The sequence below is a fragment of the Streptomyces sp. NPDC048637 genome, assembly GCF_040650675.1.
Taxonomy (GTDB): domain Bacteria; phylum Actinomycetota; class Actinomycetes; order Streptomycetales; family Streptomycetaceae; genus Streptomyces.
In genome coordinates, this window is the sequence record NZ_JBEZHQ010000002.1 from 26,251 (window position 1) to 42,109 (window position 15,859).

The 15,859-nt window shown below is 68.3% G+C and carries 13 protein-coding genes; 5 read left to right on the forward strand and 8 right to left on the reverse strand.

Features of this window, described 5'->3' with window-relative positions; all coding sequences use genetic code 11:
• Nucleotides 1-58: 58 nt before the first annotated feature.
• From AB0C46_RS02940 to dnaA, 8 genes are all read right to left on the reverse strand, one after another.
• On the reverse strand, nucleotides 59-766 hold the full coding sequence (locus AB0C46_RS02940; RefSeq protein WP_362825227.1) for a DUF3566 domain-containing protein: 708 nt from the start codon (nucleotides 764-766) through the stop codon (nucleotides 59-61).
• Between the two features lie 15 nt (nucleotides 767-781).
• Entirely contained in the window at nucleotides 782-3,406 is a 2,625-nt protein-coding gene (gyrA, locus tag AB0C46_RS02945) for a DNA gyrase subunit A (protein ID WP_362825228.1), read from the reverse strand.
• A 50-nt stretch (nucleotides 3,407-3,456) separates the two neighbouring features.
• Nucleotides 3,457-5,511, reverse strand: coding sequence for a DNA topoisomerase (ATP-hydrolyzing) subunit B (gene gyrB / locus AB0C46_RS02950; protein WP_362825778.1), 2,055 nt, complete (start codon nucleotides 5,509-5,511; stop codon nucleotides 3,457-3,459).
• A gap of 319 nt (nucleotides 5,512-5,830) precedes the next feature.
• Nucleotides 5,831-6,364, reverse strand: a complete 534-nt coding sequence (locus AB0C46_RS02955) for a DciA family protein (protein WP_127152033.1) — start codon at nucleotides 6,362-6,364, stop codon at nucleotides 5,831-5,833.
• The gene (recF, locus tag AB0C46_RS02960; protein WP_362825229.1) at nucleotides 6,361-7,551 is read right to left on the reverse strand and encodes a DNA replication/repair protein RecF; all 1,191 of its coding nucleotides are present in this window, start codon (nucleotides 7,549-7,551) and stop codon (nucleotides 6,361-6,363) included. The genes AB0C46_RS02955 and recF overlap by 4 nt, the downstream gene beginning before the upstream one ends.
• A gap of 78 nt (nucleotides 7,552-7,629) precedes the next feature.
• Nucleotides 7,630-8,508, reverse strand: coding sequence for a phosphogluconate dehydrogenase (NAD(+)-dependent, decarboxylating) (gene gnd / locus AB0C46_RS02965; RefSeq protein WP_362825231.1), 879 nt, complete (start codon nucleotides 8,506-8,508; stop codon nucleotides 7,630-7,632).
• Nucleotides 8,509-8,715: 207 nt separating this feature from the next.
• Nucleotides 8,716-9,846, reverse strand: a complete 1,131-nt coding sequence (gene dnaN, locus AB0C46_RS02970; protein ID WP_362825232.1) for a DNA polymerase III subunit beta — start codon at nucleotides 9,844-9,846, stop codon at nucleotides 8,716-8,718.
• Nucleotides 9,847-10,885: 1,039 nt separating this feature from the next.
• Nucleotides 10,886-12,796, reverse strand: coding sequence for a chromosomal replication initiator protein DnaA (dnaA, locus tag AB0C46_RS02975; RefSeq protein WP_362825234.1), 1,911 nt, complete (start codon nucleotides 12,794-12,796; stop codon nucleotides 10,886-10,888).
• A 377-nt stretch (nucleotides 12,797-13,173) separates the two neighbouring features.
• Here dnaA and rpmH point away from each other — a divergent pair, with 377 nt between their 5' ends.
• The 5 genes from rpmH to AB0C46_RS03000 are packed head-to-tail and all read left to right on the forward strand — an operon-like array spanning nucleotide 13,174 to nucleotide 15,769.
• A complete protein-coding gene (gene rpmH / locus AB0C46_RS02980; RefSeq protein ID WP_003949374.1) occupies nucleotides 13,174-13,311 on the forward strand; it encodes a 50S ribosomal protein L34 in 138 nt (45 codons plus the stop codon).
• A 21-nt stretch (nucleotides 13,312-13,332) separates the two neighbouring features.
• Nucleotides 13,333-13,791: a ribonuclease P protein component gene (rnpA, locus tag AB0C46_RS02985; protein WP_362825235.1), complete on the forward strand. Its 459-nt coding sequence runs from the start codon at nucleotides 13,333-13,335 to the stop codon at nucleotides 13,789-13,791.
• Nucleotides 13,788-14,105: a membrane protein insertion efficiency factor YidD gene (yidD, locus tag AB0C46_RS02990; RefSeq protein ID WP_042150996.1), complete on the forward strand. Its 318-nt coding sequence runs from the start codon at nucleotides 13,788-13,790 to the stop codon at nucleotides 14,103-14,105. The genes rnpA and yidD overlap by 4 nt, the downstream gene beginning before the upstream one ends.
• Nucleotides 14,106-14,108: 3 nt before the next feature.
• Complete coding sequence (gene yidC / locus AB0C46_RS02995; protein WP_362825237.1) at nucleotides 14,109-15,248, forward strand: membrane protein insertase YidC; 1,140 nt, start codon at nucleotides 14,109-14,111, stop codon at nucleotides 15,246-15,248.
• 14 nt (nucleotides 15,249-15,262) lie between these two features.
• Complete coding sequence (locus tag AB0C46_RS03000) at nucleotides 15,263-15,769, forward strand: R3H domain-containing nucleic acid-binding protein (protein WP_362825239.1); 507 nt, start codon at nucleotides 15,263-15,265, stop codon at nucleotides 15,767-15,769.
• The last annotated feature ends 90 nt before the right edge of the window (nucleotides 15,770-15,859 follow it).

The window sequence follows — 15,859 nt, forward strand, 5'->3', positions numbered from 1 at the left end:
TCAGAGGCGTTCCCAAAATCGGTTCACGGAGCCTCCCGAACGCCCTCCCACGAGGGACTCACTCGTCCTCGGCGAGGGTGAGCTCCACACCTCCGACGAACCCGGCCGACAGGTTGTAGATGAAGGCACCGAGCGTGGCCAGGGCCGTCGCCAGCACCACATCGATCACCGCGATGATCGAGGTGAACAGCAGCGCCCGCGGCAGCGACAGGAACGCCTGGAGATCGAAGCCGCCGCCGTCGCTGGAGCCGGTGGCCTCGCTGATCGTCCCGCCGACCGTGGAGAAGACGCCCATCGCGTTCATGACCATCCACAGCACCGCGACGGCCACGACCGTGCAGATGCCCAGCGCGATGGAGAGCAGAAAGCTGACCTTCATCACCGACCACGGATCGGCGCGGGCGACCCGCAGCCGGGCCTTGCGGGTCCGCGGGACGGTACTGGCGCCCGTACGGGGCCGGCGCACCGCCTGCCCGCCGCTCTCCCCGCCCTCGGTGGGATACGCCTGAGGCGGCTGATACGGCTGCTGTGCGCCGCTCCCGGCCTTCTCCTGGGGTTCCGGCCGGGGCTGTGGCTGCGGCTGCGGCTGCGGCTGCGGCTGTCGGGTATCGGTCACAGGTCCCCCTTGATGCGAGCCCTCGTCGCGGGGGCCGGTGTCGGAAACGGCGGAGCCACGGGCGCTGTCCTCCGTCACGGTCGCGGGTCCGGACGAGGAGTCCTTCTCGGCTCCCGATCCACCCGCCGCAGCGCCCGTGGCTCCACTCACGATCTACTCCTCGTGTTACTCCGCCGTGGGCTGCTCGCCCTCGGTCTCCGCGGGCACGGCCCCGTCCGCCGCCTCGGTCTCGTCGGGCTCGGGGCCCCCGTCGACCTCTTCGGCTTCCCGGCCGGCCTCGGCGTTCCATGCGATGCCGACGACGGCATCGCGCTTGCCCAGGTTGATCAGTTGGACGCCCATCGTGTCACGGCCGGTCTCACGCACCTCGTTGACCCGCGTACGGATCACGCCCCCCCCGAGCGTCACCGCGAGGATCTCGTCGGTCTCCTCGACGACCAGCGCGCCGACCAGCGACCCCCGGTCCTCGACGATCTTGGCGGCCTTGATGCCCAGACCGCCGCGGCCCTGGACGCGGTACTCGTCGACGGCGGTGCGCTTGGCGTACCCGCCGTCCGTGGCGGTGAACACGTAGGTGTTGGCGCGGACCACGTTCATCGAGAGCAGCTCATCGCCCTCGCGGAAGCTCATGCCCTTCACACCGGACGTGGCCCGGCCCATCGGGCGCAGCGCCTCGTCCGTCGCCGTGAACCGGATCGACTGGGCCTTCTTGCTGATCAGCAGCAGATCGTCGGTCTCCGACACCATTTCGGCGCCGATCAGCTCGTCGTCCGTGCCGTCCTCCTGCTCGCGCAGGTTGATCGCGATGACACCGCCGGAGCGCGGCGAGTCGTAGTCCTTGAGCGGCGTCTTCTTCACCAGGCCGGCCTTGGTGGCGAGCACCAGATACGGCATGGCCTCGTAGTCGCGGATCGCCAGGATCTGCGCGATCTGCTCGTCCGGCTGGAAGGCGAGGAGATTGGCCACATGCTGACCCCGCGCGTCCCGTCCCGCGTCGGGGAGCTCGTACGCCTTGGCGCGGTAGACCCGGCCCTTGTTCGTGAAGAACAGCAGCCAGTGGTGGGTCGTGGAGACGAAGAAGTGGTCGACGATGTCGTCTTCCTTGAGCTTGGTGCCCCGGACGCCCTTGCCGCCGCGCTTCTGCGAGCGGTAGTCGTCGGTCTTCGTCCGCTTCACATAGCCGCCACGGGAGATCGTGACGACGATGTCCTCCTCGGCGATCAGGTCCTCGATGGACATGTCGCCCTCGAAGGGCACCAGCTTGCTGCGCCGGTCGTCGCCGAACTTCTCGACGATCGCGGCGAGTTCCTCGCTGATGATCTGGCGCTGCCGCTCCGGCGAGGCCAGGATCGCGTTGTACTCGCTGATCTTGCGCTGCAGCTCGTCGTGCTCGGCGGTGATCTTCTGGCGCTCCAGGGCGGCCAGCCGGCGCAGCTGCATCTCCAGGATCGCGTTCGCCTGGATCTCGTCGATCGTCAGCAGGCCCATCAGGCCCTCGCGCGCCACCTCGACCGTCTCACTGCGCCGGATCAGCGCGATGACCTCGTCGATGGCGTCCAGCGCCTTGAGCAGACCGCGCAGGATGTGGGCCCGCTCCTCGGCCTTGCGCAGCCGGAACTTCGTCCGGCGGACGATGACCTCGATCTGGTGCGTCACCCAGTTACGGATGAAGGCGTCCAGCGAGAGGGTGCGCGGCACACCGTCGACCAGCGCCAGCATGTTCGCGCCGAAGTTGGTCTGCAGATCGGTGTGCTTGTAGAGGTTGTTGAGGACGACCTTGGCGACCGCGTCCCGCTTGAGCACGATGACCAGACGCTGGCCGGTGCGCGAGGAGGTCTCGTCGCGGACGTCCGCGATACCGCCGACCTTGCCGTCCTTCACCAAGTCGGCGATCTTCTGCGCGAGGTTGTCCGGGTTGACCTGGTACGGCAGCTCGGTGACCACCAGGCACTGGCGGTTCTGGATCTCCTCGACCGCCACCACCGCGCGCATCGTGATCGAGCCGCGGCCCGTGCGGTAGGCCTCCTCGATGCCCTTGCGGCCCACGACCAGGGCGCCGGTGGGGAAGTCGGGGCCCTTGATGCGCTCGATGAGCGCCTCCAGCAGCTCCTCGTTAGAGGCCTCGGGGTGCTCCAGCGCCCACTGGGCACCGGCCGCGACCTCGCGCAGGTTGTGCGGCGGGATGTTCGTCGCCATACCGACCGCGATACCGGCCGAGCCGTTGATCAGCAGGTTGGGGAAGCGCGCCGGCAGAACCGTCGGCTCCTGGTTACGGCCGTCGTAGTTGTCCTGGAAATCGACGGTCTCCTCGTCGATGTCCCGCAGCATCTCCATGGAGAGCTGCTTCATCTTGCACTCGGTGTACCGCATGGCGGCGGCCGGGTCGTTGCCCGGGGAGCCGAAGTTGCCGTTGGAGTCCACCAGCGGCATCCGCATCGACCACGGCTGCGCCAGGCGCACCAGGGCGTCGTAGATCGAGGAGTCGCCGTGCGGGTGGTACGTACCCATGACGTCACCGACGACGCGGGCGCACTTGTAGAAGCCCTTTTCGGGGCGGTAGCCGCCGTCGTACATCGCGTACAGCACCCGGCGGTGCACCGGCTTGAGGCCGTCCCGCACATCGGGCAGCGCACGCGAGACGATGACGGACATCGCGTAGTCGAGGTAGGAGCGCTGCATCTCCGTCTCGAGCCCGACGGGCTCGACACGCATCCCCACGCCTTCGATGGCGGCGGGCGCGCCCTCGGCGGTCACGCCGTCCGGGGTCACAGGGGGGTTCTCGTCGGCCATGGTGGTTCAAAGTCCTTTCGAGCTGCGGCTGTTGTTCGGGCCGACAGGGCTCAGATGTCGAGGAAGCGGACGTCCTTGGCGTTGCGCTGGATGAACGAGCGGCGCGCCTCGACGTCCTCGCCCATCAGCACGGAGAACAGGTCGTCCGCGCGGGCCGCGTCGTCCAGGGAGACCTGGCCGAGGACACGGTGATCGGTGTCCATGGTCGTGATGCGCAGCTCCTCGGCGTTCATCTCACCGAGACCCTTGAACCGCTGGATCGAGTCCTCGCGGATCCGCTTGCCGTTCTGCTTGCCGAGCTCGATCAGCGCGTCCCGCTCCGGGTCGGAGTAGGCGTACTCGAAGTCGTCCCGGCCCCACTTGATCTTGTACAGCGGCGGGCGGGAGAGGTAGACGTGCCCGGCCTCGACCAGCGGCCGCATGAAGCGGAAGAGGAAGGTGAGCAGCAGGGTGTTGATGTGCTGACCGTCGACGTCGGCGTCCGCCATCAGGATGATCTTGTGATAGCGGAGCTTCTCGATGTCGAAGTCCTCGTGCACACCCGTGCCGAACGCCGAGATCAGCGCCTGGACCTCGTTGTTCTGCAGGATCTTGTCGACCCGGGCCTTCTCGACGTTGAGGATCTTTCCCCGGATCGGCAGGATCGCCTGGTACTCCGGGTTACGGCCGGACTTGGCCGAGCCGCCGGCGGAGTCACCCTCGACGATGAAGATCTCGCACTTCTCGGGGTCGTTGGACTGGCAGTCGCTCAGCTTGCCGGGCAGCGACGCGGTCTCCAGCAGGCCCTTACGACGGGTCAGATCGCGTGCCTTACGGGCCGCCACGCGCGCGGTGGCCGCCTGGATGCCCTTGCGGATGATGTCCGCGGCCTCGTTGGGGTTGCGGTCCAGCCAGTCGTTGAGGTGCTCGTGGACCACCTTCTGGACGAAGGTCTTCACCTCGGTGTTGCCCAGCTTGGTCTTGGTCTGCCCCTCGAACTGCGGCTCGGCCAGCTTGACCGAGATGATCGCCGTCAGACCCTCGCGGATGTCCTCACCCGTGAGGTTGTCGTCCTTCTCGCGCAGCAGCTTCTTCTCGCGCGCATAACGGTTGATCAGGCCGGTCAGCGCGGCGCGGAAGCCCTCCTCGTGGGTACCGCCCTCATGGGTGTGGATGATGTTCGCGAAGCTGTAGACACCCTCGCTGTACTGGGTGTTCCACTGCATCGCGAGGTCGACGGAGAGACTGCGTTCCTTGTCCTCGGCCTCCACCGAGACCACCGTCGGGTGCACCAGCTCGCCCTTGCGGGAGTTGAGGTACGTCACGAAGTCGACGATGCCGCCCTCGTAGTGGTACCGCACCGAGAGCGGCTTGCCGTCCTCGTCCACGTGGTCCGGGCGCTCGTCCTTGAGCGAGATGGTCAGCCCCTTGTTGAGGAACGCCATCTCCTGGAAGCGCCGCGACAGCGTCTCGAAGCTGTACGTGGTGGTCTCGAAGATCTCGCCGTCGGCCCAGAAGGTGACCGAGGTGCCGGACTCCTCGGTGGCCTCGTGCTGGACCAGCGGGGCGGTCGGCACACCCTGCTTGTACTCCTGGGTCCAGCGGAAGCCCTCTGTCTTGATCTCCACGGCGAGACGCGTGGAGAGCGCATTCACGACGGACACACCCACGCCGTGCAGACCACCGGAGACCGCGTACCCGCCGCCGCCGAACTTGCCGCCGGCGTGCAGGACGGTCAGCACGACCTCGACGGCCGGCTTGTTCTCGGACGGCACGATGCCGACGGGGATACCGCGGCCGTTGTCGACGACACGCACGCCGCCGTCGGCCAGGATCGTCACCTCGATGGTGTCGGCGTGGCCGGCCAGCGCCTCGTCGACGGAGTTGTCGACGACCTCCTGCACGAGGTGGTGCAGACCGCGCTCACCGGTGGAGCCGATGTACATGCCGGGACGCTTACGGACCGCGTCCAGGCCCTCAAGGACGGTGATCGCGCTGGCGTCGTACGACTTCTCCACCGCGGAGTCGCCCATCGAGCCGACAGGAACCCCCTCTTCAGTAGAAGCCGTGTTGTTCTCGTTGAGGTCGCCGGAGTCGGCCACGAAGCGCCCTTTCTGGCACAGCACGAGCCCTTCCGCGCCTGTGCGGGTCACCCCAGGAGGACAGGCGGGAGCGGCTGCGTCGTTCGACATGTTCCGCGAGTGGGCGGGATTGCTACCAGTGTACCGGTGGCACCGACACTCATGGGGGTTTGCAGGTACCTGAGTCGTCATGTGCCGCCCTGAACTGGCGTCCGCCGACTCCCCATATCCGAGACGGGGCCTCAGGGCGCTCACACGGGCACTCAGCGCTTCGGACTGTCAACCGGTGGCTACCGTGAGCGGAGTCTCATCCGCCTCACCCGTATACAGGGGTCTTCCGCAGGTCACCGACGGGGTCCGGGGCTCAGCCGTAGGTGTCGCCGGGGCCCTTGCTTCCCGGTGCGCGCAGCGATCCGTAACGCCGGGCGGGACCGCCGGGGCCCAGCACCTTGATCACCTTTACGGTGCCGTGGCCCAGGTCCTCGTTGAGGCGGGCCACCAGCGTCGGCGCCAGCAGCCGCAGCTGCGTCGCCCATGCCGTCGAGTCGCACTGCACCGTCAGCACCCGGGCGTCCTCGTCGTACTTCTGCGGCTCACAGTGCTGTGCCACCTCGGGCCCGACCAGCTGAGGCCAGCGCCCCATCACCCCGCCGACCGCCGCCGGGGTCTCCCAGCCGCGCTCGGTGATCAGCCGGTTGATCGCCGCACCGAGCGGCAGCGGATCGCGGCCGTCCGCCCGCGCCCCCGAACGCAGCCCGCCGCGCCGGGCCTGCTTCTTCTGCTGCGCGGCCGCGCCCCGCGCACGCGCCTGCTCCTTGGCGGCCACCAGCGCCTGACGGGCCAGATCCACCCCGGAGAGCTCCGGCGGCCGGGGCCGGTCGGGCTGCTCCTCGCTCACGGGGTCACCTTCTCCACCGCGCCGCCGGACACCGTGAAGCGCGTCCCCGCGAGGATGCCCGGCACATCGTCTTCCACCGCGGCCGTCACCAGCACCTGCTCGCCCGGAGCCACCAGCTCCGCCAGCCGCTCGCGGCGCCGCGAGTCCAGCTCGGCGAAGACGTCGTCGAGGACGAGCACCGGCTCGCCCGCCCGGCGTCCGCCACCGCTCCCGTCTGAGGTCCCTCCGGGCCCGTCCATCGGACTCTCGGCGCGCAGCAGGTCGTACGAGGCCAGCCGCAGCGCCAGCGCATACGACCAGGACTCGCCGTGACTGGCATAGCCCTTCGCCGGGAGCTGGCCCAGCTTGAGCACCAGATCGTCGCGGTGCGGGCCGACCAGCGTCACCCCGCGCTCGATCTCTCCCTTACGGGCCTCGCCGAGCGCCGCCAGCAGCACGCCGTACAGCTCCTCGCGGGTGGTGGCGTCGGCCATCGCCCCGCCCGCCGAACCGCGGTACTCCAGCGCCAGCGGCCCACCGCCCGGCGCGAGCTGTTCATAGGCCTTGTCCGCGAGCGGCTGCAGCGCGGCGATCAGATCGAGCCGCTGCGCCAGCAGCTCGGCGCCCGCCCGGGCCAGATGCTGGTCCCATACGTCGAGTGTGGACAGGTCCATCTGCCGGCCGCCGTGCCGCCGCGCCAACGCGGCGGTTTTCAACAGGGTGTTGCGCTGCTTGAGGACCCGGTCGTAGTCCGAACGCACCCCGGCCATCCGGGGCGAGCGCGCGGTGATCAGCTCGTCCAGGAACCGTCGGCGCTCCCCCGGATCTCCCTTGACCAGCGCCAGATCCTCCGGCGCGAACAGCACCGTCCGGACGATCCCCAGTACGTCCCGTGGCCTGACCTGCGACGACCTGTTGATCCTGGCGCGGTTCGCCTTGCCCGGGTTGAGTTCCAGCTCGATCAGCTGCTGCCGCTCACCCTGGACGACCGCGGCCCGGACGACCGCCCGCTCGGCGCCCATCCGCACCAGCGGGGCGTCCGAGGAGACCCGGTGGCTGCCGAGCGTGGCGAGATAGCCGACCGCCTCCACCAGATTGGTCTTGCCCTGGCCGTTGGGGCCCACGAAAGCCGTGACGCCCGGATCGAGCGGAACTTCGACCCGGGCGTACGAGCGGAAGTCGGCGAGGGACAGATGCGATACGTGCATGGCTGGGCGCCGACCTCCCCCGGCTGCTGCGTGCTGTTGCCGTGTTGCTTCTGATTGCTGCGGTTCTTGCGCTGCCTGCTACTTCTTGCCCTCGACCGCGTGGCCACCGAACTGGTTGCGCAGCGCGGCGATCATCTTCATCTGCGGGGAGTCGTCCTGCCGGGACGCGAAGCGCGCGAAGAGCGAGGCCGTGATCGCGGGCAGCGGCACGGCGTTGTCGATGGCGGCCTCGACCGTCCAGCGGCCCTCACCGGAGTCGGCGGCGTAACCACGCAGCTTCTCGAGGTGCTCGTCGTCGTCGAGCGCGTTGACGGCCAGGTCGAGCAGCCAGGAACGGATGACCGTGCCCTCCTGCCACGAGCGGAAGACCTCCCGCACGTCCGTGACGGAGTCGACCTTCTCCAGCAGCTCCCAGCCCTCGGCGTAGGCCTGCATCATCGCGTACTCGATGCCGTTGTGGACCATCTTCGCGAAGTGGCCGGCGCCGACCTTGCCGGCGTGCACCGAGCCGAACTCGCCCTCGGGCTTGAGCGCGTCGAAGATCGGCTGCACCTTGGCGACATCGTCCTTGTCGCCGCCGTACATCAGCGCGTAGCCGTTCTCCAGGCCCCAGACGCCGCCGGAGACACCGCAGTCGACGAAGCCGATGCCCTTGGCCTTCAGCTCCCCGGCGTGCTTCTCGTCGTCGGTCCAGCGGGAGTTGCCGCCGTCCACGACGATGTCGCCCGGGGAGAGCAGCTCGGCCAGCTCGTCGATCGTGGACTGGGTGGCGGCACCGGCCGGCACCATGACCCAGACCACCCGCGGACCCTTGAGCTTCTCCACGAGCCCCTGGAGGCTGTTCACATCCGCCAGGTCCGGGTTGCGGTCGTATCCGACGACGGTGTGGCCGGCGCGGCGAATGCGCTCGCGCATATTGCCGCCCATCTTGCCGAGACCGACGAGACCGAGCTCCATCAGAGACCCTCTTTGCACGTAGTCGTTGCTGGTGTACCCGAGACCGAGCCTACGCCCGCAGGTCCGTGCACACCTGTGGGCTCAGCCGCTCATCAGGGGCCGGTCAGCCGGTCGCCACAAGGCCCGTGGCCAGGGCCGCTGTCCGGTATGCCGCCGGACAGCCGCACCGGCATGCCGCCGTCTGCGTGGCCCTCGCGCGCCCGGTCGTCAGCCCGACAGCCGCACCGGCATGATCAGGTACTTGTACGCGTCGTCCGCCTCGGCGTCCTTGGCCGGCCGGCCGCTCAGCAGCGCGGGCTTGGTCGAGGTCGTGAAGGACAGCTGCGCCACGGGGGAGTCGATGGCCGACAGGCCCTCCAGCAGGAAGCCGGGGTTGAAGGCGATCGAGATGTCGTCGCCGTCCAGATCGGAGTCGACCCTCTCCACAGCCTGTGCATCGTCGCTGGAGCCGGCCTCCAGGATCAGCACACCCTGCTCGAAGCTCAGCCGGACCGGGGTGTTCCGCTCGGCCACCAGCGCCACACGCTTGACGGCCTCGACGAACGGGGCGGTCTCGATCACGGCGACCGAATTGAACTCGGTCGGGAAGAGCGTGCGGTACTTCGGCAGGTCGCCTTCCAGCAGACGGGTCGTCGTCCGGCGTCCGGCGCCCTCGAAACCGATCAGACCCTCGCCCTGGCCGGAGCCGGACAGTGCCAGCGTGACGGTGTCGCCGCTGCTCAGGGACTTGGCGGTGTCCAGCAGGGTCTTGGCGGGGACCAGCGCGACCGCGGAGGCGTCCGGGCTCTCCGGCTTCCACAGGAACTCGCGCACCGCGAAGCGGTAACGGTCGGTGGAGGCGAGGGTGACGGTGTCGCCCTCGATCTCGATCCGTACGCCGGTGAGCACCGGAAGGGTGTCGTCACGGCCGGCGGCGATGGCGACCTGGGCGGCGGCCGCGGCGAAGACCTCACCGGGGACGGTGCCGGTGGCGGTGGGCATCGTCGGCAGGGACGGGTACTCCTCCACAGGGAGGGTGTGGAGCGTGAACCGCGATGAGCCACAGACGACGGTGACCCGTACACCGTCGGTGGAAATCTCCACCGGGCGGTTGGGGAGCGCACGGCAGATGTCGGCGAGCAGCCGGCCGGAGACGAGGACGGTGCCCTCCTCTTCCACCTCCGCGTCGACCGAGACCCGCGCGGAGACCTCGTAGTCGAAGCCGGAGAGGCTCAGCGTGCCGTCCTCCGTCTTCAGCAGCAGGCCCGCGAGGACGGGCACCGGCGGACGGGCCGGGAGGCTCTTGGCCGCCCAGGCCACTGCCTCCGCGAGTACATCGCGCTCCACCCGGATCTTCACCGGAAACCGCCTCCTGCTGTTGCTGGCTCTTCGCCCTGCTGGCCTTCGTCGTCGGCTGGGTTGCCGGAGACCAGTCTGACGCACGCTGCCGACAGTCGGTGCGGCTCGGGGTCAAGTCGACTCGACCGAGGCCGGACGCCCGGCGGCCAACTTGTGCACAGGCCCCGTTTCCGAACGAGTTCCCCGGTAGATATCCGTGGTCGTAGTAGTAGGGGCTGTGGAAACCGTGGACAACCGCTTTTGCGCAGGTCAACGCGGATTTTTTGTCCACCGCCCCTGTGGGTGGCGGCCGTGGATAAGCGGGCGGTTCTGTGGACCGCCGGAAGTTCTGCACACCCGATGCACAGGGGACAGGTACTTCTCCCCAGTGCCATCCCCAGCTTTACCCACGTTCCCCACAGCCCAACCGACCACCTTGGTGTGACCGCTTTCACTCGGCCCGGTGAGGGCGGGTGTCGCGTTGCCGAACAGTGGACAGCGGTGTGGAGAAGCTGGGGATGGCTGGGGACAACAGCGCCTTGCCTGTGGGCGGGCGGTGGACAAGACGTCGGCTCACCTGTGGACGAATTCGCTGTCCACAGCCTGTGGAGGAAGGTTGGCCACAAATCCACATGCGGCTGACCTCCTCCGATGCTCCGTCAGAACACCGGCCTGTGGATCCCACAGGGATAACTTTCCCCTCCCCAGGATGTGGACGGAAGATTCTTGCCCAATCTGTGGAGAGAGGCCGTGTCCCGCCGCGGAATCGAACACAGCTGGCGCGCTCCACAGGTTTGGGACGACGGCGGGGCGTATCGGAGCGGGGGTCCGAGGGGCTCGGGGCGGGTTCGGAAGAGGTGCGTACGGGCATCGGACGCGCGCGGCAGGAGCACGCAGGACGCCGCAGAGAGAAGCGGAAGGAAGCGGAAGGAAGCGGAAGGAAGCAGGGGCGGCGGGAGGAGCGGTGAGGCCGGGGCGCTCGCCGGCCGGCGGCCCCCGTACGACGCAGGGCGCTCCGGGAGCGGATCCCGGAGCGCCCTGGGCGTCCTGTGGGCCGGCCTCAGCCGTTCTTGATGCGGTTGGTCAGCTCGGTGACCTGGTTGTAGATCGAGCGCCGCTCGGCCATCAGCGCGCGGATCTTGCGGTCGGCGTGCATCACGGTCGTATGGTCCCGGCCGCCGAACTGCGCACCGATCTTCGGCAGCGAGAGGTCGGTCAGCTCGCGGCACAGATACATGGCGATCTGGCGGGCGGTCACCAGCACCCGGCTGCGCGAGGAGCCGCACAGATCGTCGATGGTCAGCCCGAAGTAGTCCGCGGTCGAGGCCATGATCGCGGTCGCGGTGATCTCCGGAGCGGCGTCCTCGCCGCCGGGGATCAGATCCTTCAGCACGATCTCGGTCAGCCCCAGGTCCACCGGCTGCCGGTTGAGCGAGGCGAACGCCGTGACCCGGATCAGCGCGCCCTCCAGCTCACGGATGTTGCGCGAGATCCGGGACGCGATGAACTCCAGCACCTCCGGCGGCGCGTTCAGCTGCTCCTGCACCGCCTTCTTGCGCAGAATCGCGATCCGGGTCTCCAGCTCGGGCGGCTGGACGTCGGTGATCAGACCCCACTCGAAGCGGTTGCGCAGCCGGTCCTCCAGGGTGACCAGCTGCTTGGGCGGCCGGTCACTGGAGAGCACGATCTGCTTGTTCGCGTTGTGCAGCGTATTGAAGGTGTGGAAGAACTCCTCCTGCGTCGACTCCTTGCTCGCCAGGAACTGGATGTCGTCGACCAGCAGGATGTCCATGTCGCGGTAGCGCTTGCGGAACGCGTCCGCCTTGCCGTCGCGGATGGAGTTGATGAATTCGTTGGTGAACTCCTCCGAGCTCACGTACCGCACCCGGGTCCCCGGATACAGGCTCCGCGCGTAGTGCCCGATCGCATGCAGCAGGTGCGTCTTGCCCAGACCCGATTCCCCGTAGATGAACAGCGGGTTGTACGCCTTGGCCGGCGCCTCGGCGACGGCCACCGCGGCGGCGTGCGCAAAGCGGTTCGAGGCACCGATGACGAAGGTGTCGAAGAGGTACTTGGGGTTCAGCCGCGCGGTCGGCTCACCGGGACCGGTCGCCGGCGCGGGCTGCGCGGCGAGCGGGCTGGGCGCACCGCTGGGTGCGGGAAGCACGGCGCCGGGGCCGGAGCCGGGAGTACCCGAGCGGCCGTTGTGCCCGCCGGGCTGGTGCTCGGAGAGGTCGCGGCGCGGCTGGTCGTAAGGGGAGCGCGGACCGTCGGAGTGCTGCGGCGGCCCGTTGCGGTCGGGCGCCTGCGCACGGTAGTCGTTCTGCCGCTGCTGGTGCTGCGGGACGTGGGACGACGGGGAGGCGTACGGGTCCCGCTCGGGGTAGCCGCCGAGGTGCTGCTGCTGCCAGCCGTAGTCGTCGCGCGGACCGGGACCGCCGCCCATCTGCGGCCAGCCGCCGGGCTCGTGCCGGGGCTGCTGGTAGTCCGGATAGGCGGGCCGGACGCCGGGCAGGTCGTCGCCCTGGTGGCCGTAGCCCTGCCGGCTGTCGTGCCGGGAATCGTGCCGGGCGTCGTAGCCGTCGTACGCATCGTGTTGCTGCTGCTGTGGCTGATGCGTCTGCTGGTGGTGCTGGGGGTGCTGCTGGGACGACTGGTGCTGAGGCGCGGGCGGCGCGGACTGCGCCGGGGGCTCCTCGGCGGAGTCGTCAACGGTGATCGCGATCCGGATCGGGCGGCCGCACTCGTGGCTGAGGGCCTCCCCGATCAGCGGCGCCAGCCGGCCTTCGAGCACACCCTTGGCGAATTCATTGGGGACAGCGAGCAACGCGGTGTCGGCGACCAGCGCCAGCGGCTGGGTGCGCTTGAGCCAGTCCTGGTCCTTGGGCTTGAGGCCGTCGGCCTCCGCGCGAAGGAGATGGTCGAGCACGCGCGGCCACACTGCGGCAAGATCGGCAGGTACGTCAGCCACAGGGCACGCTCTCTCACAGTCCCACGAATGTGTGATTCTCAGGACGGGCGGGAAGGAATCGAAGTTCGGCCACGGTAGTCAGGGCGGGCCCAGGGATTCAAGTTGTTGTCCACAGGCTGTGCATAGTGTGTCCTGACAAGGGGTCGGCAGGCGATGCCGAGGAGCCGGTTTGACCGGATGGCGTAGCCGCGCGTACCGTGACCAGGTCGAGTTGTCGATGGCTGCTGCCGCCTGCCTCCGATGGGCAAAGATCACGCTCGAGTGATCGTGTAGCGGTGCACTTAGGCGTTGCGAGCTACTCGTGGGCGCACGGTGACAGCCAGTCGACGCCCCACATCTGTCTCTCCTGAGACAACAAGCATTCCTGGAGCCCCCGAGTGAGCAAGCGCACCTTCCAGCCGAACAACCGCCGTCGCGCGAAGACCCACGGCTTCCGTCTGCGCATGCGGACCCGTGCCGGCCGCGCGATTCTCGCGTCCCGCCGTGGCAAGGGTCGCGCCCGCCTGTCGGCCTGAGCAGCAAACTAGGTCCATGACGTGCTGCCTACCGAGTATCGGCTGAGGCGGCGCGAGGACTTTGCGACCGCGGTACGCCGGGGACGCAGGGCCGGGCGCCCGCTCCTTGTCGTTCATTTTCGTAGCGGTGCAACGGACCCGCACGGGTCGGGGGAAAGTGTTCCCCCGGCACGTGCGGGTTTCGTCGTGAGCAAGGCAGTTGGCATCGCTGTCGTGCGCAGCAAGGTCAAGCGCAGACTCCGTCATCTCGTGCGCGATCGGCTGGACCGGCTGCCCGCCGGTAGCCTGGTTGTCGTACGGGCCCTGCCCGGTGCGGGTGACGCGGATCACGATCAGCTGGCCCGCGACCTGGACGCCGCCTTCGAGCGGCTGCTGGGAGGGGCGCCGAGAGGCTGCAATCCCTCGGGGGCTGCGACCGACAGCAGCTGCCCCGCGGGCCCCCGGAGCTCCGGACGGGACCCGGGAGGGAGCGCACAGTGAAGTACCCGCTGCTGCTTTTGATCAAGATTTATCAGTGGACCATCAGCCCCCTGCTGGGACCGGTCTGCAAGTACTACCCGTCGTGCTCGCACTATGGCTACACAGCCATCGACCGGCACGGCGCGGTGAAAGGGACTGCGCTGACAGCCTGGCGCATCCTGCGGTGCAATCCGTGGTCGCTCGGGGGCGTCGACCACGTCCCTCCCCGGAAGCGTCCGGTTTGGCATCAGCGGCTGAGGAGCCGCCTGGGCGGGCCCACCGTCCCTGAGCCTGTCGCCCAGCCCGAGACTCAGCCCAACGTCCAAGGAGCCTGATTCGTGGACACGATCCTCAGTCCCCTCTATATCGCTGTTTCCTGGATCATCGTCCAGTTCCACTCGTTCTACAGCCTCATCTTTGACAAGGACAGTGGCGCGGCGTGGGGTCTGTCCATCGTCTCGCTGGTGGTGCTGATCCGTATCTGCCTGATCCCGCTCTTTGTGAAGCAGATCAAGTCGACGCGGAACATGCAGGCGCTCCAGCCGAAGATGAAGGCGATCCAGGAGCGCTACAAGAGCGACAAGCAGCGCCAGTCCGAAGAGATGATGAAGCTCTACAAGGAGACGGGCACCAACCCGCTCTCGAGCTGTCTCCCGATTCTGGCCCAGTCGCCGTTCTTCATCTCGCTGTACCAGGTCCTGAACCACATCGCCCAGAACAAGGTGGTCGGTGTCATCGACCAGCCGCTTCTGGAGAGCGCGCAGAAGGCCCACATCTTCGGTGCGCCGCTGGCGGCGAAGTTCATGGACAGTGCGGAGAAGATCCAGAGCCTGGGTGCTTCTGTGGTCGACGTCCGCGTGGTCACGATCATCATGATCGTTCTGATGTCGGCGTCGCAGTTCTACACACAGCGCCAGCTGATGACCAAGAACGTCGACCTCACGGTGAAGACGCCGTTCATGCAGCAGCAGAAGATGCTGATGTACGTCTTCCCCATCATGTTCGCCGTCTTCGGCATCAACTTCCCCGTCGGTGTTCTCGTCTACTGGCTGACCACCAACGTGTGGACCATGGGTCAGCAGATGTTCGTCATCCGTCGTAACCCGACCCCGGGCAGCAAGGCCTTCGAGGAGCGCCAGGAGCGGCTGCGGGCCGCGGGCAAGATCGTCGAGGACCCGGCCGAGATCGCCGCGAAGCAGGCCGTCGAAGAGGCACGCCAGAACCGCCAGCAGCCCAAGCGCCAGACGAAGAGCAAGCGGCAGACCGGCGGCGCTCCGGCCGGCGGTGCGCAGAGCCGTACGCGTGCGGGATCGGCCTCGGGTGGCTCGGGCTCCGGTCAGGGTGCTGCGAAGAAGCCGTCGCTGGAGAAGAAGGACGCGCAGGACGGCAAGGAGAAGGGCGGCGCCTCCGGGTCCCGCACCTCCAAGTCCGGACAGCGCAAGGGCCAGCAGCGCCCCAAGCACCCGACCAAGAAGTAAGAAGGAGTCCTTTCGTGACGGACACGACCCCTGCCACCAAGGGCACCGACACCCTGACCCGCCTGGAGCAGGAAGGCGAGATCGCGGCCGACTACCTCGAGGGTCTGCTGGACATCGCCGACCTCGACGGTGACATCGACATGGATGTCGAGGCCGACCGTGCCGCGGTGTCGATCATCAGCGACTCGACCAGCCGTGATCTGCAGAAGCTGGTGGGCCGCGATGGTGAGGTGCTGGAGGCTCTGCAGGAGCTGACCCGGCTGGCCGTTCACCGTGAAACCGGTGACCGCAGCCGTCTGATGCTGGACATCGCCGGCTTCCGGGCGCGTAAGCGTGAGGAGCTCTCGGAGATCGGCGCGAAGGCGGCGGAGGAGGCCAAGGGCACCGGCGAGCCGGTGAAGCTCGACCCGATGACGCCGTTCGAGCGCAAGGTCGTCCACGACGCGGTGGCGGCGGCCGGGCTCCGGAGCGAGTCCGAGGGCGAGGAGCCGCAGCGTCGAGTGGTTGTCCTCCCGGCCTGACCGCTCAGCGCTCCCGTTTTTCTTTGGCCCCGTCTGCTCGCAGGCGGGGCCAAAAGTTGTCAGCGTTCTGTGTTATCCCGGGGGCGTAAC